Genomic DNA, 19,570 nt, shown 5'->3' with positions numbered 1-19,570 from the left:
CAGTACGGAGCTGAACGAACACAGAGCGTCACATCAAGCCTGGGGGTCGGATGGTCGGGGACTCGAGGCAGCCGGCGCACCGCCGGGCGGGCGGCGCCACGCGCGAGCACTACGCGGCGATGGCCCACGATCGGAGGTTCCGCCTGCTGCGGACCAGGTTCCGCAGGCTCGCGCTGGGCCTGGTCGCCTCCTTCCTCGGCTGGTACCTGCTCTACATCGCGCTGTCGGCCTTCGCCCGCGACTTCATGGCCCTGCCGGCCATCGGCAACGTCAATGTGGCGCTGCTGCTCGGCGTGCTGCAGTTCGTCTCCACCTTCGCGCTGGCCTGGCGCTACACCCGCTACGCGCGGGGGCGGCTGGACCCGCTCGCGGCGCAGCTGCGCGAGGAGGCCGAGAGCCGCCAGGCCGAGCTGGAGCGGGCCGAGCTGGTCCTGGCCGAACGCCGCCGGATCGAGGAGTGGACGCCTCCGCCGCGCACGGCGGCCAGGCGCAGGGCGGCCCACCGGCGTACCCGCGCCCCGAGGCACTCCGAGGACGGCCCGCGATGACCGAGCGCGCGCTGACGTTCGGCCTGTTCCTGCTGTTCATCGTGATCACCCTGGGCATCACCTTCTGGGCCAGGGCCAACACCAGGAACGCCGACGACTTCTACGCGGGCGGGCGGTCCTTCTCCGGCGCGCAGAACGGCCTGGCGCTGGCCGGCGACTACATGTCCGCGGCCTCCTTCCTCGGTATCGCCGGGATCATCGCGCTGTCCGGCTACGACGGCTTCCTGTACTCCATCGGCTTCCTGGTCGCCTGGCTGCTCACGCTGCTGCTGGTGGAGCTGATGCGCAACGCGGGCCGGTTCACCATGGCCGACGTGCTGTCCTACCGGGTGCGCAGGCGGCCGAGAGTGCGCACGGCCGCGGTGATCTCGACGGTCACCGTGTCGGTGTTCTACCTGCTGGCCCAGATGGTCGGCGCGGGCGCGCTGGTCTCCCTGCTGCTCGGCATCCGCCAGGGTGAGACGTTCCTCGGCATGTCGGCGGGCGCGGCCAAGGTCGTGACCATCGTCGCGGTCGGCGCGATCATGATCTTCTACGTGACGTTCGGCGGCATGAAGGGCACCACCTGGGTGCAGATCATCAAGGCGGCGCTGCTGATGCTGGGCACGGTCGTGCTGAGCGTGCTGGTGCTGGGCCGCTTCGGCTTCAACATCAGTGACATGCTCGGCGCCGCCGCCGAGGCCAGCGGCGGGTCCGACTTCCTGCGGCCCGGCCTGCGCTACGGCCAGGAGGTGTCCGGCGACCCGCTGAGGACGCTGGTCAACAAGCTCGACTTCATCAGCCTGGCGCTGGCGCTGGTGCTCGGCACCGCCGGGCTGCCGCACATCGTCAGCAGGTTCTTCACCGTGCCCGACGCCCGCACCGCCCGCACCTCGGTGAACTGGGCCATCGGCCTGGTCGGCGCGTTCTACCTGATGACGCTCGCCCTCGGGTTCGGCGCCACCGCGCTGGTCGGGCAGAAGGCGATCACGGAGCAGGACCCCACCGGCAACACCGCCGCGCTCCAACTGGCGCACGCGCTCGGCACCCACGCCGGCGGGAAGCTCGGCGGCGACCTGCTGCTCGCCTTCATCGGCGCGGTCGCCTTCGCCACCATCCTGGCGGTGGTGTCGGGGCTGGTGATGGCCTCCTCCACATCGCTGGCCCACGACTACTTCGGGCATGTGCTGATGTTCGGCAGGCCGCGCGAGTCGCAGGAGATCGGGGTGGCGCGCCTGTCCGCCTTCGTGATCGGCTCGCTGGCGATCGTGCTCGCGGTCGTCGCCCGGCACCTGAACGTGGCGTTCCTGGTGGCGCTGGCGTTCGCGATGGCGGCCTCGGCCAACCTGCCGGCGATCCTGCTGTCGCTGTTCTGGCGGCGGTTCAACTCGGCCGGGGTGGTGGCGGGCATCTACGGCGGGCTCGGCTGCTCGCTGCTGCTGGTGGTGCTCTCCCCGGTGGTCTCCGGCAAGACCGACCCGGTGACCGGGGCGAGCCTGTCGCTGTTCCCCGCCGGGGTCGACTTCCACCTCTTCCCGCTGGAGAACCCGGGCCTGGTGTCGATCCCGTTCGGGCTGCTCTGCGCGGTGGCGGGCGCCGTACTCAGCCGGGAGCGCCCGGACCCGGACCGCTTCGACGAGCTCACCGTCCGCTCCCTCACCGGCACCGGCGCCCACCGGGCGCAGCCCCGCCACCGCCGCCGACCTGATCCGCAGGGGCCGGGGCATGGGGCCGGAGAGGAGCCGAGCTGACCTGGCGCGACCTCCCTGTTCACTTACCCCCTGGGGTACCTTGGAGTGGACGGAAGGGAGAAGTCCATGCGGATGGACGAGACGATGGCCGGGGACGCGCTGACGCGGCTGCGCAGGGCCGGGGGGCAGCTCAACGGGGTGATCGCGATGATCGAGGCCGGGGAGGACTGCACGAAGGTGCTCACCCAGCTCGCCGCCGTCTCCAAGGCTCTCGACCGGGCCGGTTTCAAGCTCGTGGCCTCGGGCCTGCGACACTGCCAGGCCGCCCAGCAGCGCGGCGAGGAGCCCCCCATGGAACTCGCCGAACTGGAGAAGCTCTTCCTCGCACTGGCCTGACCCGTCTGTGGTGAAACGCGTTCGCTCAAGGACGTCAGCGAGCGCCGCCGTTGATGTAGATGGTCTGGCCGCTGACATAGGCGGCGTCCTCGCTGGCGAGGAACGCGACCACCGACGCCACCTCCTCCGGCCTGCCGACCCGGCGCAGCGGCGTCCGCTCGGCGGCGGCCTTCTGGTGCTCCTCCGGGGAGGAGCCGACGCGCTCGGCGGTCGCCGCGGTCATCGGGGTGGCGATGTAGCCCGGAGCCACCGCGTTGACGTTGATGTTGTACGGCCCCAGCTCGATCGCCAGCGTCGCGGTCAGCCCCTGGATGGCCGCCTTGGCCGCCGCGTAGTTCGCCTGCCCCCTGTTGCCGAGCGCCGAACGGCTGCTCAAGCTGACGATCTTGCCGTACCGCTGCGCCACCATGACCTTCTGGGCGGCCTGGCTGCAGTGGAAGGCGCTGGTGACGTTGACGGCGAGGACGGTGTTCCAGTCCTCGGCCGACATCTTGAAGAAGAGGTTGTCCCGGGTGACGCCGGCATTGTTGACCAGGATGTGCAGCCCGCCCAGCTCGGCCACCACCTGCTCGAACACCGCCTCCACCGCCGCCTGGTCGGCGACGTCGCAGCCGTAGGCGCGTGCGATGCCCCCCTTGGCGCCGATGGCGTCCACGGTCGCCTGGGCCCGGTCGGCGGTGAGGTCGATGACGGCGACCGCCGCCCCCTCCTCGGCCAGGCGACCGGCGATCGCGGCGCCGATGCCCTGAGCGGCCCCCGTGACAACGGCGACCTTGCCGGCGAATCGACTCATGTTCCGCTCCTCTTTCTGTGCGCTGGAACCAGACCACGCGCGGGCGGAGGCCCCAGGAGGTGATCGATCACCCACGGATGCTACAAGAGCCCTTCTCGCCGCCACCTTCCGCGCTCAAAATCGAGTCATGGCCAACAGTCAAGATCGAACGCAGGTAGGCGCCAGGGCACCCCGCCGGGAGGACGCCAGACTGCTCACCGGCCGGGGGCGGTACGTCGGCGGCGTGCGGCGGCCGGGGACGGCCCACGCGGTCGTGGTCCGCAGTCCCGTCGCCCACGGACGGCTGACCGGATGCGACGTCAAGGCGGTCTGGGCGGTCGAGGGCGTCCTGGATGTGATCACCGTCCGCGAGGCCGACGGCGTCCGGCTGCCCTGCGTCACCCTGTCCCCCGGGCAGCGCCACTCCTCCTATCCGGTGCTGGAGGAGACGGTGCGGTACGTGGGCCAGCCGGTGGCCGTGGTCGTCGCGCGCACCCCGGAGATCGCCAGGGACGCCGCCGAGCTGATCGACCTGGACTTCGAGCAGTTCCCGCCGGTGGTCGGCGTGGAGCGGGCGCTGGCCGGGGACGCGCCGCTGCTGTACCCGGACTGGGGCGGCAACGTGGTCACCGACTTCGTGCTGGGCGACGCCGACTGCGAGGAGGTCATCGGGGCGGCGGAGCACGTCGTCGACCTGACGTTCCGGTTCGGCCGGGTCTCGCCGTACCCGATGGAGCCGCGCGGGATGGTGGCATCCTTCGGGGACGGCGAGCTGACGCTGTGGACGTCGACGCAGGCTCCGCACCACGTCCGCGAGCACGCCGCCGACGCGCTGGGGCTCACCCACGACCGGGTACGGGTGATAGCCGGTGACGCGGGGGGCGGGTTCGGCGGCAAGGAGCACCTGTACCCGGACGAGACGCTGATCTGCCTCGCGGCGATGCGGCTGAACGGCCCGGTGAGCTGGACGGAGTCGCCGGGCGACCGCCTGGCCGCCACGCTGCCCGCCCGCGCCGCCGTGCACCGGGCGCGGCTCGCGCTCGACGCGGACGGACGCTTCCTCGCGCTGCACGCCGACGTCGCCGGGGACCTTGGTGCGCACCCGTCCAACGTCGGCGTCTCACCGTTCGCGGTGACCGCCACCATGCTGCCCGGCCCCTACCGCTTCGAGCGGGTGGGGGTACGGCTGCGCGGCGTCGTCACCACGACCACGCCCACCGGCTCCTACCGGGGTTTCGGCCAGCCGGAGGCGACCTGGACCAGGGAGCGGCTGATCGACGAGGCGGCGCGGCTGCTCCGGCTGGACCCGGTCGAACTGCGGCTGCGCAACATGATCGGGCCCGGCGAGATGCCGTACACCAGCCGCACCTGGCAGGCCTACGACTCCGGCGACTACCCGCTCGCCCTGCGCACGCTCCGCGACCTGGTCACGCCGCCGCCGCAGCGGGAGGACGGGAGGCGGCGCGGGATCGGGTACGCGTGCCAGGTCGAGAACACCGGCATGGGGCCGTCGATGGAGATGAAGGCCATGGGCATGCTGGCCGGCGGGTACGAGACGGCGATCCTGCGGATGGAGCCGGACGCCTCGGTCGTCGTCTCCTCGGGGGTGGCCGGGATCGGGCAGGGCATCGAGACCGCGCTGGCCCAGATCGCCGCCGACCGGGTGGGGGTGCCGCTGGACCGGGTGCGGGTGGTGCTCGGGGACACAGCGGCCACGCCGTACTCCTCGATCGGCTCGATCGCGAGCCGGTCGCTGGTGGTGGGCGGCGGGGCGCTCGTCCGGGCCGGCGAGCGGCTGCGGGAGCGGATCGTGGCGATCGCGGCCCATCGGCTGGAGGTGGCGGTCGCGGATCTGGAGGTGGTGGACTCGGCCGTCCGGGTGAAGGGGGATCCGGGGGCGTCGGTGACGTTCCGGGAGATCGCGACGGCGGCCTGGCGCGGCTGGGATCTGCCGGAGGGGTTGTCGCCGGGGCTGGAGGAGCGGGTGAGCTACGATCCGGCGGGCTGCGCCTACTCCTACGGCGCGCACGCCGCGGCCGTCGCCGTTGACCCGGAGACGGGGGCGGTGGAGGTCGAGGGGTACTGGGCGGTCAACGACTCGGGGGTGGTGGTCAATCCGGCGATCGTCGAGGGCCAGCTGCGCGGCGGGATCGCGCAGGGTATCGGCATGGCGCTGACCGAGGAGATCGTGTACACCGAGGACGGGCAGCCGATCGTCGACTACCTGCTGCCGACCTTCCAGGAGGTTCCCGACATCCAGCTGGTGCTGCTGGAAACCCCTTCGCCGATCACGCCCGGCGGCATGAAGGGCGCCGGGGAGGCCGGGACGATCGGCCCGCCCGCGGCCATCGGCAACGCGATCGCCGCCGCCCTGCCCGAGATCTCCGGCCGCGTCACCGGCACACCCGTCACCCCGGCGGTGCTGTGGGGGTGGCTGAACGGCTGACGCGGGCCCGCTCCCCTCACACCCCGCGCCTTCTCAACTCCACACCCGCCGCGACGAGCCGCCGCAGATGCTTCTTGTGTACGGCCTGCCGCGTCACGCCCAGCGCCTCCGCGACCTGACTCCACGACCAGCCCTCGCGCATGGCCTGCTCCACGGCCGCCTCCTCCAGCCGGTCGGCCAGCTCCCGCAACGCGACAACGGCACCGAGATCGTCGGCGGGGGCCCCGGTCGGCTGGATCACTCTTTCGGTCATGCCAGCAAAATAGGTCGCCCGTGGCCTGTTGGCGACTTGGGAGCCAGCGCCAAAGGCGGCGGAGGCATCCTCTACGGTACGGTTCGTGCCGAATCCGCGAACTGGGCCCGGTGGCGAGTCCCCTGACAGCCGGCTCGCCTCCGCTGGCTGGTCAGGCGTTTTTGATCCCGCCGAACGACCAGGTCAGCGCGTGGTTCGGGTCTCCCGCGCTATTTCGAGGCCGTCGATCGCCGCCGGGGACAGCGTCGAATCGTCCAGCCCGGACAAGGGCATCCAGGCGGCGGCGCAGGTCGACCCGTCGGTCTCGGTGATCACGAGTGGGCCGGGTTTGAGAGCGACGCGGTAGAAGAGCCCGACCTGGTGCCAGCTCACCCCGAGCCGGTGGGACGTGTACGTCCGCGCGTTTACGAGATGGGCGTCGAGGAGCTCCAGGCCGGTCTCCTCGTGCAGCTCGCGCGCCAGCGCCTGCACCGGCTGCTCCCCCGGATCGATTCCGCCGCCGGGGAGATGCCACAGCCCGGGCGCGAAGACCGACGAGGTTTCCGAGAGCCGGGTCAACAGCAACCGGTCCCGCATGGTGGCGATCGCGTACGCCGAGACGCGCGAGCGTACAGGCTCCCCCATGGTGCCCCTCCTGACAGCAGGTTCCACGGCTCCGGCCGGGCCGCGCGGGACAATCTATCGATCACGGGCCGGTTGGTCGGTGACGCGGTAGCCCACGCCGGGTGTGGTGGTGATGATCGAGGGGCTGCCGAGTTTGCGGCGCAGGCGGCCGATGGTGACGGTGACCGTGTTGGTGAACGGGTCGGCGTGCTCGTCCCAGACCTGTTCGAGCAGGTCCTCGGTGCTGAGGAAGGCGGGGGCGGCGCGCAGCAGGGCTTCGAGGAGGGCGAACTCCTTGGCCGACAGGTCGAGTGGACGGCCGTCGCGGGTGACGGTGCGGCGCAGCGGGTCGAGTTCGACGCCTGCCGCGCGCAGGGTGCGGGCGCGGGCGAAGGGCCGGCGGCGGGCCAGGGCGCGGATGCGGACGACCAGTTCGGGAAAGTGGAACGGCTTGGCGAGGTAGTCGTCGGCTCCCAGGGTCAGGCCGCTGACCCGGTCGCCGGGCGAGCCCGCCGCGGTCAGCATCAGCACCATGACGCGGCCGTCCCGCTCAGTGATCATCTGGCAGAGGGTGTCGCCGTGGATGCCCGGCAGGTCGCGGTCGAGGACGACCACGTCGTAGGCGTTGAGCTCCAGCTTGGCCGCGGCCTCCAGGCCGTCGTGCGCCACGTCCACGGCCATGCCCTGGTCGCGCAGGCCCTCGGCCACGACCGCGGCGAGGGCCTGCGCGTCCTCGACCACCAGCACCCTCACGCTGGGACACCCGCCTGTCCGTCCGCCGCGGGCAGCGAGACGGCGACCCGAAGACCGCCGCCGGGCCGGGCCCGCAGGTCCAGGCCGCCGCCGTGCGCGGTGGCGATGGCCGCGACGATCGACAGCCCGAGCCCGGAGCCGTCGCCGGTCCGGTCCGGGCCGAGCCGCTGGAACGGCTGGGCCAGCCGCGCGACCTGCTCCTGGTCGAGCACCTGCCCGCCCGTCTCCACGACGAGCAGCGCCGTCGCGCCGTCGGCCGTGGCGGCGAGCCGGATCCAGCCGCCGTCGTGGTTGTGGGCGATGGCGTTGTCGATCACGTTGTCGGCCATGCGGGACAGCAATGTGAGGCTTCCGCTCGTCCACGCGCTGTCATGGACGTCGCCGTCGTGGACGGTCAGGCCCTTGGCCGCGATGTCGGCGGCTCGGGCGTCCAGCGCCGCGGACACCGCGCGGCCGAGCGAGATCGTCGCACGGTCGGACAGGGCGCCGTGCTGGGTGCGGGCGAGTGTGAGGAAGCCCTCCAGCAACCGGTCGACCTGGTCGAGTTCGGTGCGGATCCGGTCGGCCAGCGCGATCGTCTGCGCCGGTACGGGTTCCGGTTTGGCCACGGCCACGTCCAGCGACGCCCGCATGGTCGCGAGCGGGGTGCGCAGTTCGTGGGAGGCGTTGGCGACGAATCGGCGCTGCGCGGCGAAGGAGCCCTCCAGGCGTTCCAGCAGGCCGTCGATGGTGTCGGCGAGGTCCTTCACCTCGTCGGCGGGGCCTGGCACGGCCAGCCGCTCGTGCAGGTTGTCGGCGGAGATCCGCCGCGTGGCCGCGGTGATCGTCCGTAGCGGGCGCAGTACCCGGCCCGCGACCACCCGGCCCAGGAGGACCGACACCGCGGCCATGACGGCGAGCGCGACCGCCGAGCCGATGAGGAGCTGACGGGACTGGGCCGCCTCCGCCTCCGCCAGCTGAGCCTGGAGCAGGCCGATGTGCTCCTGGGCGGCCGCGAGCGTGATCTGCCGGCTCGACGGGTTCCCGACCGGTTCGCTGACCTGCACCCCATGGCTCAGGAGGTTGGTGATGGCCAGCAGCCCGACGGCGGACAGGAGGAACAGGGCACCGTACAAGGCGGTGAAGCGCTGCCGTGCGGTGCGAGCCGGGCGTCGCGGCTTCCTCATCGATTCTCTCCCCGTTCCGTGTCGACCTCCAGGATGCCGCCCCGGACCTAACAGCGAGATGACGGCCTCCGTTCGGCGCACGTTATGGCCGGGTCCGTACAACCGAACGCATGCGAGCAACCATCGAAGTCAACGGTCTGCGCAAGCGCTTCGGGTCCGTCGTGGCGCTGGACGGGATGTCCTTCACTGTGGAGCCGGGGCGTGTCACCGGTTTTGTCGGCCCGAACGGCGCGGGCAAGTCCACGGCGATGCGGGTGATCCTCGGCCTGGACGCGGCCGACGGGGGCAGCGCGCTGGTCGGCGGGCGACCGTACCGGAGCCTGCTGTTCCCGCTGCGTCATGTCGGGGCGCTGCTGGACGCCGGGGCGCTGCAGCCGAGCCGCTCCGCCCGTAATCACCTGCTGTGGCTGGCCCACTCGCAGGGACTGACCGCCAGGAGGGTCGACGAGGTCATCGAGCTGGCCGGTCTGCGCCAGGTGGCCCGGCGGAAGGCGGGCGGCTTCTCCCTGGGCATGCGGCAGCGGCTCGGGATCGCCGCCGCCCTGCTCGGGGACCCGCCGGTGCTCATCTTGGACGAGCCGTTCAACGGCCTGGATCCGGAGGGCATCGTGTGGATGCGGGAGTTCCTGGCCGAGCTGGCCGGGCAGGGCCGCGCCGTGCTGGTGTCCAGCCATCTGATGAGCGAGCTGCAGGACACCGCCGCCCATCTGGTGGTGGTCGGCCGGGGCAGGGTCATCGCCGACACCGGGGTGGCGGAGCTGCTGGCCACGGTGTCCGGCGACCGGGTGACGCTGGAAGAGGCCTACCTGGCCCTCACCCGGAACGCCGTCGAGTACCGCGCCACAGGTCAGGAGGGGGCGCGATGAGCACCGTCACCTCCTACCTGTCGCTGCTGCGCGCGGAGTGGACCAAGTTCCGGACGGTTCGCGGCTGGGTGATCGCCATGGCGGTCGCGGCGCTGGTCACCGTGCTGCTCGGGCTGCTCTCCGCGTCAGGCAGCCACGCGTCATGCAGCAAGGGTGCGATCGAGGTCCCCTGCCCCGCTCCCCCGCTGGGGCCGGGCGGCGAGGCGGTGAGCGACAAGTTCTACTTCGTACACCAGCCGCTCGAAGGGGACGGGAGCATCACGGTCCGGGTGACCTCCATGACCGGCCAGATCCGCCTGCCCGACATCGAGCCGGGGGTGCGGAGGGTCACCGCCGGGGTGGTGCCGTGGGCGAAGGCCGGGGTCATGGTCAAGGACGGCCTGCGGCAGGGTTCCACCTACGCGGCGCTGATGGTCACCGGCGAGCACGGGGTGCGGATGCAGCACGACTACACCCACGACACGGCCGGGCGGCCGGGCGGCGTCTCGAAGGAGTCCCCGCGCTGGCTGCGGCTGACCCGCTCCGGTGACACCCTCACCGGCTACGAGTCGGCCGACGGCGAGCGGTGGACCGAGGTGGGCACGACCCACCTGGCCGGGCTACCGGCCACGGTGCGCATCGGGCTCTTCGCCGCCTCCCCGTGCGACCTGCTGGTGACCCGGGGCGACTTCGGCGGAAGCGTCGGGCAGTGCCGCTTCGCCGAGGCCACCGCCGTCTTCGACCAGGTCAGCCCGCAGGGGGAGGCGACCGGCGGCTCGTGGAGCCACGACGATGTGGGAGTCTCCACGGAGCCCGACGGGACGCCCCACCATCCGGGCGGGTTCGCGGAGTCCGGCGGCACGTTCACCGTGACCGGGGTCGGCGACATCGCGCCGTTCGTGGACGGGGAGACGGTCGAGAACACCCTCACCGGCGTGCTGGCCGGGCTGATCGTGGTGATCGTCGTGGCGGTGATGTTCGTCACCGCCGAATACCGGCGGGGTCTGATCCGCACCACCCTGCTCGCCGCCCCTCGGCGTGGCCGGGCGCTGGTGGCCAAGGCCGTCGTGATCGGCGCGGTCGCCTTCGTCACCGGGCTGGCCGCCGCCGCCGTGGCGGTCCCGCTCGGCACGCGGATCCTGCGCGCCAACGGCAACCACCTGCTGCCGGTGAGCCTGCTCACCGAGGTGCGCGTCGTGGTCGGCTTCGCGGCGCTACTCGCCGTCGCCGCCGTCTTCGCCCTCGCCCTCGGCGCCCTGTTCCGCCGCGGCGCCGCGGCGGTCACCACCGCCGTCGCGCTGCTCCTCCTGCCCTACCTCCTCGCGACCGCCTCCGTCCTGCCCCTGGGCGTGGCGCAGTGGCTGCTGCGGCTCACTCCCGCCGCAGGATTCGCGATCCAGCAGAGCATCCCGGAATATCCGCACATGACCGGCCACTACGCGCCCCAGGCCGGCTACTACCCGCTGGCACCGTGGGCCGGCCTCGCCGTGTCCGGCGGCTACGCCGCGCTCGTCCTCGCCCTGGCCGTGTTCCGGCTCCGCCGGAGGGACGTGTGAGGCGGCACCTGCACGCCGAGTGGACGAAGCTGCGCACCGTGCCGGGCGCCGGCTGGCTGCCGTTCGCCGTCGTCGCGCTGACCGTCGGCGGGAGCGCCGCGGCCGCCGCCACCGTGACCTGCCCGCCGGCGGGCTGCGCGTACGACGTGCCCAGGCTCAGCCTCATCGGGGTCCAGCTGGGTCAGGCTGTCGTCGCCATCCTGGCGGTGGTGGCGATCAGCGGCGAGTACGGCACCGGCATGATCCGCACCACCCTCACGGCGATGCCGTGCCGGACGGCCGTCCTGGCCGCCAAGGCGCTCCTCCTCACCGGTGTCACGCTGGCCGCGGGAACCGTCGCCGTGCTCGGGTCCGTGCTGGCCGGGCGGCTCCTCTTGCCCGGCAACGGCTTCACTCCCGCGCACGACCACCCGCTGCTGTCCCTGGCCGACGCGCCGACGCTGCGCGCGGCCGCCGGCTCGGTCCTCTACCTCGCGCTGATCGCCCTGTTCAGCCTCGGCGTCGCCGTCGCGGTACGGGACTCCGCTACGGCCATCGGCGTCGTGCTCGGCGTCCTCTACCTCTCGTCGATCACGATCTACCTGGTCCAGGACCCGGACTGGCAGCGCCTCCTCTACCGGGTCTCACCGATGAACGCCGGGCTCACCGTCCAGGCCACCACCGGGCTCTCCACCCTGCCCCTCAGCCCGTGGGCGGGCCTCGGCGTGCTCGCCGCGTGGGCCGCCGCCGCGCTCCTTGGCGGCGGACTGCTCCTGCGACGGCGCGACGCCTGAACAGCGGCCGGGCTCATGTCTCGCGCTTGAGGATGCCCGAGGCGAGCAGGTACTGCGCGGCCAGGTAGGTGGCCATGACGATCACGCCGTTCATGGGGGGCAGCGGCAGGCCGGCCAGGTCGAAGGCGATCAGCGAGTCCGACAGGAGGAACAGCGCGCCGCCTGCCCCCGCCCGCGCCCCGAGCCCGGCCGAGAGCACGGCGGTGGCCGTGAGCAGCAGCGAGTAGGCGGCCACCGGCACGCGCAGGTCACCGAGGCCGGGCCACACCAGGACGACCAGCCCGGCCCAGACGACCGCGTACACCAGCGGGACCACCGGACGGGCGCGCAGCCTGCCCAGGGCGCCGGCGCGGACGAAGTAGGTCACGTAACAGACGTGTGCCGCGCCGAACAGTGCCATGCCCACGACGAAAAGTCCGTCGATCTCCAGGGCCACATCCCCGCCACACGACAGCAGCAGCGCGGCGACGACCAGACGGGGGCCGCGCCGCGCCGCCACCCAGGCCGCCAGCAGCGGCATCACCAGCGCCTTCGTCAGCGAGTCCCACGGGCTCACCTGCGCCGCCACCAGCGCCAGGTGCACGGCCGAGACCACCCAGAAGGTGATCAGAATCTTCCTGGAGAGTCCAGGCCTTACCTCTAGAACGTCGTTCTGCACGTTGCGGATGGTACGGGTTTCCCGCATCCCCTCCAACTGGCTCCGATGATCACGCCGGATCAATCCAAGATCTCGCCCGGCCAAGGGTTCTCTTCAGGCGGCCTACACCTTCCTGCTGGAGGCTTGCTCCGCCATGGCCTTCCGTGTGCGTTTGGCCCAGTTCCTCTCCGTCCCCTTCAATATGCCGGCCGCTTGGTCGGCGCTCATGTTGCCGAGCATCTGGGCGGCGAGTTCCGGGCTCAGCCACCTGATCATCGATGCCACCCATGCCGGATGGAGGGCCGACAGCATTCGGCCGGCATGGACTGGACCTAGGGCCCAGGATCACCTCGGCGGCCCGCTGTGCTGGAAAACGAGGCACGCTGTGGTGATCAGGCGATGTTCTCACCGACGTGAGCATCGCGGCTGTCTCGTCCACGCTCATCAACGCGAGCACGGGCACCATCCTGGCGTGTGGCATGGCCTGCATCACATCGGCCGCGAACGCGTACGACGAAGCCGCGCGGAGAATCTCAGCCACCTCGGGCGACTCCATCGCCGACAGGATGTCCAACACCTTTCCGTTGAGCGGGCGCGCCCCGGAGCCTGGGGCGGAAACACCAAAGAACTGGTCCATGATGGACGAGAAAGGGAAAGAGTTACCTGACCACCGCTCGAGTATCCCTGCCGTTTCTTGTAGGGGCATGTTGTTCAGGACCCGGGCGGCAGCCTCTGGAGCCATCCCGCCAAGCGCGATCTCGACGTGTTCGAATTCCATCCTCCGCAGAACACGGCCCAACCACGAGGGATCCACCGAGGCCAGGTCGCACCTGACCTCGTGGGCGAGCAATCTCCCCAGCAGTCGGCCGGCCAGGACCTCGTCCATCTCCCGCAGTATCGCCAAGGCATGGGCCGGCGGCATGACGGATATTCGATCGACCGCCCTGCCGAAGTCCATGAAGGCCAGCAGCAGCGCCGCGCGGCGGCTGGGCATCGCCGCCAGAAGTTCGGCCGCGTAGCCAATCGGTGAAGAGGCCAGCTCGTGGGCAGCGGCACTCAGCGATTCTCCCTGGCCAGCGCCCACATCACCCATCTTGATCCCTTCCGTATGACCTCACGACACTTCCGCTCGCGCGCGGCAGCGGCATGCCCCATACGCACCGCCCGCACCAGATGTCCCAAGATTTGCAGGAATTCAGTGGAGCCGAGGGTAAAACTGCGTAATGCGGTTTGGCCGTAGGTGCCGGAAACTGGGCCACCCGACGCGACCTGGGCGAATCCGTGGATCAGCTCTGTCGAGACGATCGCCGGATCACCTCGATGTCGCCCTCAATGAACGTTTTCCAAGCTCCTGGACGCGTCCCCTGATCACAGCATGATCGCGATGGCGGTGTTCGCCGGTGACGCAAAGAAGCTCCTGACGGGGTGTGGGGGAGACGGTGGCGCTGCTGTCGGCGCGCTCTCCCAAGCTCACGGCGGCGTTGCGGAAGGCCAAGCGGGACGGGCTGCACTACCTGGTGCCGGACGGCACGCTGATCCGCACCGACCGGGTCAACTATCCGGTAGGCGGCCCTTCCAAGGCCGGCCACCTGTGCAAAGCCATCGCCGTCCTTCAAAACCACCGCGTCGCATAGGCGGCATGAGGATGGCTTTCCATAGATTCTGTCTGGAGCGGAGGCGCCCTGAAATGAGGTGCGGCAATCCCCTCGAAGTGTGCATATCTTTTTGCGCGGCGATGACTTGCCGATGCCTCGCCGCATGAAATGGAAATCGCAGAAAGAAGCACCTTGCGCTTCACGGCAACAGGGTCTCGCGCCAGCTGGCGCGAGACCCATTCTCAGAGTACCCGTTCAGTCGAACGGATTACGCCTAAGGCTGCTACCACTGCTTCCCAGTCAGGGTCGCCGTGTTGTGGTCACCCTGGATCTGCGATGCCAGGTTCTGACAGAAGACATCGGTAGGAGTGTCACCATTGCCACAGTCGTTCGTCTGGCTGATTGCCTGGCTGGGACCATTGGGGTCGCCGCTCAGGTATGCCGTGTCTGCACTGGCAGGGACGGCGGCCAGCGCTGCGGCTCCGGCGAACACCAGACCCGATATGGCAATCGCCATACCATTCAGAGTTTTCATAGACTTCTTCCTCTCGACCTAGGTCGGTATAAGGGTCGGCCGGACGTGAATTCTTCGCAACAGTCTCCTGTGTGCGACCGGAGCGGAGTCAGATACCCCTTCCTTCATCCATTGCCCGGCTCGTCCCTGTGCATTTCAGTCCAAATCATCCCCCGATACCCAATGACACCAAACCGCCCCTCGTCGGGACTTGACACAAAAAAGGAACTTTTAGCCAACGAAGCCTGCACGCCTTAACGAGAGGACATAAACGACTCTAGCCCATATATCCATGTATTTCCTGGTACGTCCGAATTGTTCGGTTGTAGTTAGAGTGGGATGTCGGCGGCCGAGCCGACCTTCACGCGGGTCCAGCGAAGCCCGCGTCACCATGGTTACTCCGTACTTGGACTCTCACCGTTTCTTGCCCGGGTGGGCGCAGACGTCCAGGGTGGGGAACTCCTTCAGGTGCTGGGTGCGCTCCGCTGGGGTGAGGGCGCGGCCGGCTCTGGCGCATACCGCCGCGGTGGCGAGGTCCTGGGCGATCGGGTGCTCGAAGAGTGCGCCGAGGGACGTGCTGTAGAGCCGGGTGCCGTCCCGGGTGAACGCCAGGGAGGTGATCGTTCCCCAGTGGTCCGCCGTGAGCGTGCCCAGGCTCCGCCCGGATCCGGACTCCCACAGCCGCACGCGGTGGTCGAGACCGGCCGTGGCCAGCAGCGTGCCGTCCGGCGAGTACGCGAGCGCGGTGATCAGGTCGTCGTGGGCGTTCAGCACCAGGCCGGCGGCGGCCAGGGTGGACGTGCTCCTGAAGCGCACCCGCCCCTTCTGCGGGTCCACCACGGCCATGGTCCGGCCATCGGGGTGGAAGGCCGTGACCGGGCCCAGCGGGGCCGTCCTGCTCTCCGGGGCTTCGGTGGCCTCGCCTGTCCGCAGGTCCACCACCTTGTAGAAGGTGCCGTAGACCCACAGCCGGTTCCCGTCGGGGCTGAAGGTGAGGGCCGATCCGCCGGCTTCCCGCAGCGTCCGTGTCCGGCGCATGGTCGCGACGTCCCACAGCTGCGTCCGCGTGACGTCGTAGGCGGAGGTCGCCAGCGTGCGGCCGTCGGGGCTGAGGGCCAGCCCCCAGGCGCCGATGGGGATCTCGCGTAGCTCGTTCACGGGTAGCGTGCCGAGCAGGCGCCGCGCGGGGACGTCCCAGATCGCCACGGAGGGCGGGTCGTTCACGGCCACGGCCAGCCTGCTGCCGTCGGAGCTGAAGGCCGTCACCGGGTTCCCCCGATTCCACGGCGACTTGATCGTCATCCGGATGCCCGGCAGCTGGGCGCGCAGCCGGACATCGGTGACGCCCAGTTCCCAGGTGCCGTCCCGGTGGCTCCAGCCGACAGCGAGGCCGCCGTCCCGCGACAGCGGTCCCGAGATCGAGGAACCCGGTCGCACCGGAGCAGGGTGGGTGAAGCCGGAGACGTCGAGTGTCAGCACCGTGGACTGGTCGGTCAGGACCCGCAGGCTACGGTCGCCCGCGCCGAATCCGAGCGACTCCGCCTTGCCCTGGACCTGGTGGCGCATGACCTCGAAGCCCTCCACCGTCCACATCCGGATCTGCCCGTTCGAGGTCAGGCCGGCGACGAACCTGCCGTCTCCGCTGAACTTCACCTCGGTGAGACCGAAAGCCAACCTGCGTGGCCCGACGGCCTTGCCCGACTTCACGTCGGTGATGCCCATGGTCGATCCGTCCGTGGCGGCGAGCAGGTGCCCGTCGGGGCTGAAGTCCGCCGCGTACTGCCCGGATTCCGCGTACCCCTCGTTCTCCTTGCCCGGCAGGGGGCGGCTCTTCCCGCTGCGGGTGTCCACGAGCTGGACGCCGTCCTTCGGCGAGAGCGTGTACACGGCGTACCGTCCATCGGCGGACACGGCCACCGGAGGGCGGACGGCGATCGGGTCCTGCGCGCGTTTGAACAGCCGCTCGCGCGTGCGGAGATCCCACAGCTCGACGCCGTCCCTCTCCATGGCCAGCACGGTCCCGGAGTGATTGAAGCGCAGGTCTCCCGGAATGGTCACACCTGCCCCGGACGGGCCGAGCGCCGGTCCGAGGGGTTTGCCCGAGGCGATGTCCCACAGGCGGACGCCCTCCTCGTTGCCGATCACGAGCGTGCGGCCGTCGGGACTCACCGAGAACGCCTGCTTGGGCAGGTCGTCGGCGGCGATCGCGGTGCGCTGCCCGGACTCGAGATTCCAGACGCGCAGGGCGTGCGGCGGGTTCAGGTCGCCCACCAGGAGCGTGTCCCCGTTCACGAGTTCGTAGACCGATGCCTCTTTGTCCGCGCCGGGCTCGGTGAAGGCCGACAGCTCCCGCTGGCTGAGCGCGGCCGACAGTCCCGCGCGCACCTCCAGCAAGCCGGGCGCGAGGCGGTAGGCGGCGGCGGTCAGCAGCATCGCCAGCGCGGGGTCCGCCGGCCGTACGGCCGCGGCGTCGCCCGGCAGTCTGCGCGCGACCGCTTCCCTGAGCTGCCTGGTGACGACGGCCTGCTGCTCGGCGACCGTACGGCGCTGCTGGTCGGCGAAGACCACCGCGCCCAGCGAGATCACCAGCAGGACGGCCAGGGCGGCGGTGAGGGCGCGCCTGCGCCGGGTGCGGGCCTTGCCCTGGGCGACGCTGGCGGCCAGGAACTCGCGCTCCACGGTGTTGAGCGTCAGCCGCCGGCGCCCGGTGGCGCCCCACTCCAGCACCCGGTCCAGGGGCGTGCCCCGGTAGAGGTCGGCGGGCTGGCCGCCGTTCTCGCGCCACAGCCGGGCCGCGTCGCTCAGGCCGTGATGCAGCCGCAGACCGTCGCGGTCGGCGTCGACCCAGCTTCGCAACCTGGGCCAGGCCCGCAGCAATGCCGCGCTGGCCAGCGCGACCGTGTCGGCGTCGCGGCTGAGCAGCCCGTCGAAGGCCGCCATGACCCGCTCGGCGGTGTCCGGGTCGTCGCCGGAACGCAACTCGTCGGCCTGCGCCGTACGAAGGACGTCGTCGGCGCTCTGCAGCGGGCTCACCAGGCGGAGCAGGATCTGCGGGGCCAGTTGCCTGCCCGCCTCGTCCAGTTCGGCGTAGGCCTGTTCCGCCAGGTCGGCCAGTCCTGGGTCGTCGTCGGCGGCGGGCGGCTGCACCTCGGCCGCGGCCCTGCTGCCGGCCTGGAGCAGGTCGTCGGTGACGCCGCCCAGCAGCCCGCGCAGCAGCGCCTCCGCCGTCGGCCGCTCCCCGGGATCCTTGCGCAGCGCGCCCGCCAGCAGCGACCGGAGCGGCTCGGCCAGCATCGACACGTCCGGATCCACGGTCAGCACCTGGTTCATCACATAACCGAGGTGATCGCCCTCGAAAGGGTCGCGGCCCGTGGCGGCGAACAGCACCACCGCGCCCCACCCGTACACATCGGCCGGTCGCCCGGCGCGGCCGGCGTGCAGCAGTTCCGGCGCCATGTACCGAGGCGTCCCCGCCACCTGCCGCGACGCGGTCAGCGACATGTCCTCGGTACGGGCGATGCCGAAGTCGATCACTCGTGGCCCGTCCGGCCCGAGCAGCACGTTCTCCGGCTTGAGATCGCGATGCACCACCCCCGCCTGGTGGATGGCCGCCAGCGCCGTCGCGACGCCGATCGCCAGCCGGTGAAGCTCGTCACCGGCGAAGACGTCTCCCCCGTGCACGGCCTGCCGCAGGCTCGGCCCTTCCACGTACTCGCTGACGATGTACGGCCTCGGCATCTCGGTCTCCACGGCCAGCACCCGCGCCGTGCAGAACGACGACACCCGCCGAGTCGCCTCCGCCTCCTTGTCCAGCCTGCCGATGGCCCCGTGCAGGATCTTGACCGCGACCCGGGCCCCCGCCGGATCGTAAGCCTCGTAGACCACGCCCTGGCCGCCCGCCCCCAGCCGCCCGGCTAACCAGTAGTCGCCAACCTGCGTGGGATCCCCCGGCAGTAGCGGATTACGTCCCATCAATGCCCCCGTGATCGGTTTTCCTCTTTGATGCCGAAAGTCGGCGATTGGTTGAGGGCCGAGCGCTGCTGGGGATCCTGTGGACGGGCGGTGGCAGGCTCGGCCGCTATCCGAATCGCCAGCGCGTCGCCGTCATGCCGTCCGCGCCGTAGCCGTAGGCGCGCGTGGGTGTGACCCGGTAGAAGCCGTACTCGGGCGAGCCCGGAAGTCCGTCCTCGTAGACGGAGCCGTCGCGCACCGCGAGCTCCCACTCGTACTTCGCCTTGAAGGCGGCCGACACCCGGTGGAGCGTGGCCTCGTCCCGCGCTCGGACGGCGTCGCCTTCGACCACGAGGTCGAGGGTCTCGGCCGCGACGGTGATGACGCAATGGGCGTTGTGGGCGAGGTTCTTGGCTTTGCGGGACGACGGGCGGGTCGTGATCCAGGGGGCGTCGTCGACCCACACCAGCAGCACGGGCATGGCGTGCGCACGGCCGTCGGGCCGTACCGTCGAGAGCCAGGCCTTCGGCGCGGACTCCAGGCACGCCCGCGCCTGGTCCCACGGTTTCACCGTCGTCTCGTCCGTGCTGAACGGGGTCGCGTCGGCCTCGCCGAAGAGGAGTTCCGCGACGGGTGGCGTTCCGGCCATGACAGGTCTCCTCGGGATCTTGGCTCTTCAGGCTTCGTATGCGTCGTGCAGGCGCCACCACTGGTAGGGCGGGGTCTGCGGGCGGCCTTCGGGTGAGTCCTCCCAGGTCTCCTGGCGGCCGTACGGTGTCAGGTCGAGGAAGGTCCAGTTGCTGCCGAGCCGTTCGACGCCCCGGCCGGTGGTGAAGTAGGTGCGGTAGACGTCGTCGCCGTCGCGTAGGAAGACGTTCAGCGCGAACCCGTCACCTGCTCCCATGTCGTCGTTGAAGTCGTTACCCAGCGAGGAGAACCACGGAACCGTCCAGCCCATGCGCTCCTTGAACGGCGTGATCTCGGCCAGCGGGCCGCGGGACACCAGCGCCAGGGAGGTGTCGTGATGTGCTCCCCTCGAATGAGTTCCCTTAGGGAACTGACATGCTCGACGCTAACAGAAGGCCGTTCCCT

At 70.8% G+C, this 19,570-nt stretch carries 17 protein-coding genes and 2 pseudogenes; 8 read left to right on the top strand and 11 right to left on the bottom strand.

The features are described from left to right. Positions 1–50: 50 nt before the first annotated feature. The 3 genes from ABZ911_RS11230 (at position 51) to ABZ911_RS11220 (ending at position 2,614) form a co-directional block, all read left to right on the top strand. Entirely contained in the window at positions 51–548 is a 498-nt protein-coding gene (locus tag ABZ911_RS11230) for a DUF485 domain-containing protein (RefSeq protein WP_358054379.1), read from the top strand. Further along, on the top strand, positions 545–2,278 hold the full coding sequence (locus tag ABZ911_RS11225; protein WP_358054378.1) for a cation acetate symporter: 1,734 nt from the start codon (positions 545–547) through the stop codon (positions 2,276–2,278). The genes ABZ911_RS11230 and ABZ911_RS11225 overlap by 4 nt, the downstream gene beginning before the upstream one ends. Positions 2,279–2,344: 66 nt before the next feature. Continuing rightward, the gene (locus tag ABZ911_RS11220) at positions 2,345–2,614 is read left to right on the top strand and encodes a metal-sensitive transcriptional regulator (protein WP_358054377.1); all 270 of its coding nucleotides are present in this window, start codon (positions 2,345–2,347) and stop codon (positions 2,612–2,614) included. 34 nt (positions 2,615–2,648) lie between these two features. Here ABZ911_RS11220 and fabG read toward each other — a convergent pair whose 3' ends face one another. After that, complete coding sequence (fabG, locus tag ABZ911_RS11215; RefSeq protein WP_358054376.1) at positions 2,649–3,407, bottom strand: 3-oxoacyl-ACP reductase FabG; 759 nt, start codon at positions 3,405–3,407, stop codon at positions 2,649–2,651. A 127-nt stretch (positions 3,408–3,534) separates the two neighbouring features. Between fabG and ABZ911_RS11210 the strand changes: the two genes are divergently transcribed. Further along, on the top strand, positions 3,535–5,832 hold the full coding sequence (locus ABZ911_RS11210) for a xanthine dehydrogenase family protein molybdopterin-binding subunit (RefSeq protein ID WP_358054375.1): 2,298 nt from the start codon (positions 3,535–3,537) through the stop codon (positions 5,830–5,832). A 16-nt stretch (positions 5,833–5,848) separates the two neighbouring features. On the opposite strand, the gene ABZ911_RS11205 is transcribed toward ABZ911_RS11210, so the two are convergent. The 4 genes from ABZ911_RS11205 to ABZ911_RS11190 all read right to left on the bottom strand — a co-directional run bounded on the left by ABZ911_RS11205 (position 5,849) and on the right by ABZ911_RS11190 (position 8,607). Continuing rightward, complete coding sequence (locus ABZ911_RS11205) at positions 5,849–6,085, bottom strand: helix-turn-helix domain-containing protein (protein ID WP_358054374.1); 237 nt, start codon at positions 6,083–6,085, stop codon at positions 5,849–5,851. A gap of 183 nt (positions 6,086–6,268) precedes the next feature. Next, entirely contained in the window at positions 6,269–6,709 is a 441-nt protein-coding gene (locus ABZ911_RS11200) for an NUDIX domain-containing protein (RefSeq protein ID WP_358054373.1), read from the bottom strand. Between the two features lie 54 nt (positions 6,710–6,763). Beyond that, entirely contained in the window at positions 6,764–7,441 is a 678-nt protein-coding gene (locus ABZ911_RS11195) for a response regulator transcription factor (protein ID WP_358054372.1), read from the bottom strand. Beyond that, the gene (locus ABZ911_RS11190) at positions 7,438–8,607 is read right to left on the bottom strand and encodes a HAMP domain-containing sensor histidine kinase (RefSeq protein WP_358054371.1); all 1,170 of its coding nucleotides are present in this window, start codon (positions 8,605–8,607) and stop codon (positions 7,438–7,440) included. Before ABZ911_RS11190 ends, ABZ911_RS11195 begins: the two co-directional genes overlap by 4 nt. 110 nt (positions 8,608–8,717) lie before the next feature. On the opposite strand from ABZ911_RS11190, the gene ABZ911_RS11185 reads away from it, so the two are divergent. The 3 genes from ABZ911_RS11185 to ABZ911_RS11175 are packed head-to-tail and all read left to right on the top strand — an operon-like array spanning position 8,718 to position 11,781. Then, positions 8,718–9,473 carry an ATP-binding cassette domain-containing protein gene (locus ABZ911_RS11185; RefSeq protein WP_358054370.1) on the top strand — a complete coding sequence of 252 codons (756 nt, stop codon included), beginning with the start codon at positions 8,718–8,720 and terminating at the stop codon, positions 9,471–9,473. Next, a complete protein-coding gene (locus ABZ911_RS11180; RefSeq protein ID WP_358054369.1) occupies positions 9,470–11,008 on the top strand; it encodes an ABC transporter permease subunit in 1,539 nt (512 codons plus the stop codon). Before ABZ911_RS11185 ends, ABZ911_RS11180 begins: the two co-directional genes overlap by 4 nt. Continuing rightward, positions 11,005–11,781, top strand: a complete 777-nt coding sequence (locus ABZ911_RS11175) for an ABC transporter permease (protein ID WP_358054368.1) — start codon at positions 11,005–11,007, stop codon at positions 11,779–11,781. Before ABZ911_RS11180 ends, ABZ911_RS11175 begins: the two co-directional genes overlap by 4 nt. Before the next feature lie 13 nt (positions 11,782–11,794). On the opposite strand, the gene ABZ911_RS11170 is transcribed toward ABZ911_RS11175, so the two are convergent. Both ABZ911_RS11170 and ABZ911_RS11165 read right to left on the bottom strand, forming a co-directional pair. Next, positions 11,795–12,439, bottom strand: coding sequence for a lysoplasmalogenase (locus tag ABZ911_RS11170; protein WP_358054367.1), 645 nt, complete (start codon positions 12,437–12,439; stop codon positions 11,795–11,797). A gap of 49 nt (positions 12,440–12,488) precedes the next feature. Beyond that, positions 12,489–13,511: a hypothetical protein gene (locus ABZ911_RS11165; RefSeq protein ID WP_358054366.1), complete on the bottom strand. Its 1,023-nt coding sequence runs from the start codon at positions 13,509–13,511 to the stop codon at positions 12,489–12,491. A 334-nt stretch (positions 13,512–13,845) separates the two neighbouring features. Between ABZ911_RS11165 and ABZ911_RS11160 the strand changes: the two are divergent. After that, positions 13,846–13,971 (top strand): annotated as a pseudogene (locus tag ABZ911_RS11160) (IS5/IS1182 family transposase); the annotation flags it as partial. 325 nt (positions 13,972–14,296) lie between these two features. On the opposite strand, the gene ABZ911_RS11155 reads toward ABZ911_RS11160, so the two are convergent. The 4 genes and pseudogenes from ABZ911_RS11155 to ABZ911_RS11140 all read right to left on the bottom strand — a co-directional run. After that, positions 14,297–14,548: a hypothetical protein gene (locus tag ABZ911_RS11155; RefSeq protein WP_358054365.1), complete on the bottom strand. Its 252-nt coding sequence runs from the start codon at positions 14,546–14,548 to the stop codon at positions 14,297–14,299. 393 nt (positions 14,549–14,941) lie between these two features. Beyond that, positions 14,942–18,499, bottom strand: a complete 3,558-nt coding sequence (locus tag ABZ911_RS11150) for a WD40 repeat domain-containing serine/threonine-protein kinase (RefSeq protein WP_358054364.1) — start codon at positions 18,497–18,499, stop codon at positions 14,942–14,944. A gap of 106 nt (positions 18,500–18,605) precedes the next feature. After that, positions 18,606–19,127: a pyridoxamine 5'-phosphate oxidase family protein gene (locus ABZ911_RS11145; RefSeq protein ID WP_358054363.1), complete on the bottom strand. Its 522-nt coding sequence runs from the start codon at positions 19,125–19,127 to the stop codon at positions 18,606–18,608. A gap of 27 nt (positions 19,128–19,154) precedes the next feature. Further along, positions 19,155–19,496 (bottom strand): annotated as a pseudogene (locus tag ABZ911_RS11140) (DUF899 family protein); the annotation flags it as partial. Positions 19,497–19,570 lie beyond the last annotated feature (74 nt).

It is taken from the genome of Nonomuraea sp. NPDC046570 (genome assembly GCF_040645915.1).
Classification (GTDB): Bacteria; Actinomycetota; Actinomycetes; order Streptosporangiales; family Streptosporangiaceae; genus Nonomuraea.
This window is presented reverse-complemented; position numbering and strand designations above follow the sequence as displayed.

Coding starts and splice junctions, on each gene's coding strand:
- ABZ911_RS11230 (WP_358054379.1), top strand. CDS start 51: ATGGTCGGGGACTCGAGGCAGCCGGCGCACCGCCGGGCGGGCGGCGCC.
- ABZ911_RS11225 (WP_358054378.1), top strand. CDS start 545: ATGACCGAGCGCGCGCTGACGTTCGGCCTGTTCCTGCTGTTCATCGTG.
- ABZ911_RS11220 (WP_358054377.1), top strand. CDS start 2,345: ATGCGGATGGACGAGACGATGGCCGGGGACGCGCTGACGCGGCTGCGC.
- fabG (WP_358054376.1), bottom strand. CDS start 3,407: ATGAGTCGATTCGCCGGCAAGGTCGCCGTTGTCACGGGGGCCGCTCAG.
- ABZ911_RS11210 (WP_358054375.1), top strand. CDS start 3,535: ATGGCCAACAGTCAAGATCGAACGCAGGTAGGCGCCAGGGCACCCCGC.
- ABZ911_RS11205 (WP_358054374.1), bottom strand. CDS start 6,085: ATGACCGAAAGAGTGATCCAGCCGACCGGGGCCCCCGCCGACGATCTC.
- ABZ911_RS11200 (WP_358054373.1), bottom strand. CDS start 6,709: ATGGGGGAGCCTGTACGCTCGCGCGTCTCGGCGTACGCGATCGCCACC.
- ABZ911_RS11190 (WP_358054371.1), bottom strand. CDS start 8,607: ATGAGGAAGCCGCGACGCCCGGCTCGCACCGCACGGCAGCGCTTCACC.
- ABZ911_RS11185 (WP_358054370.1), top strand. CDS start 8,718: ATGCGAGCAACCATCGAAGTCAACGGTCTGCGCAAGCGCTTCGGGTCC.
- ABZ911_RS11180 (WP_358054369.1), top strand. CDS start 9,470: ATGAGCACCGTCACCTCCTACCTGTCGCTGCTGCGCGCGGAGTGGACC.
- ABZ911_RS11165 (WP_358054366.1), bottom strand. CDS start 13,511: ATGGGTGATGTGGGCGCTGGCCAGGGAGAATCGCTGAGTGCCGCTGCC.
- ABZ911_RS11155 (WP_358054365.1), bottom strand. CDS start 14,548: ATGAAAACTCTGAATGGTATGGCGATTGCCATATCGGGTCTGGTGTTC.
- ABZ911_RS11150 (WP_358054364.1), bottom strand. CDS start 18,499: ATGGGACGTAATCCGCTACTGCCGGGGGATCCCACGCAGGTTGGCGAC.
- ABZ911_RS11145 (WP_358054363.1), bottom strand. CDS start 19,127: ATGGCCGGAACGCCACCCGTCGCGGAACTCCTCTTCGGCGAGGCCGAC.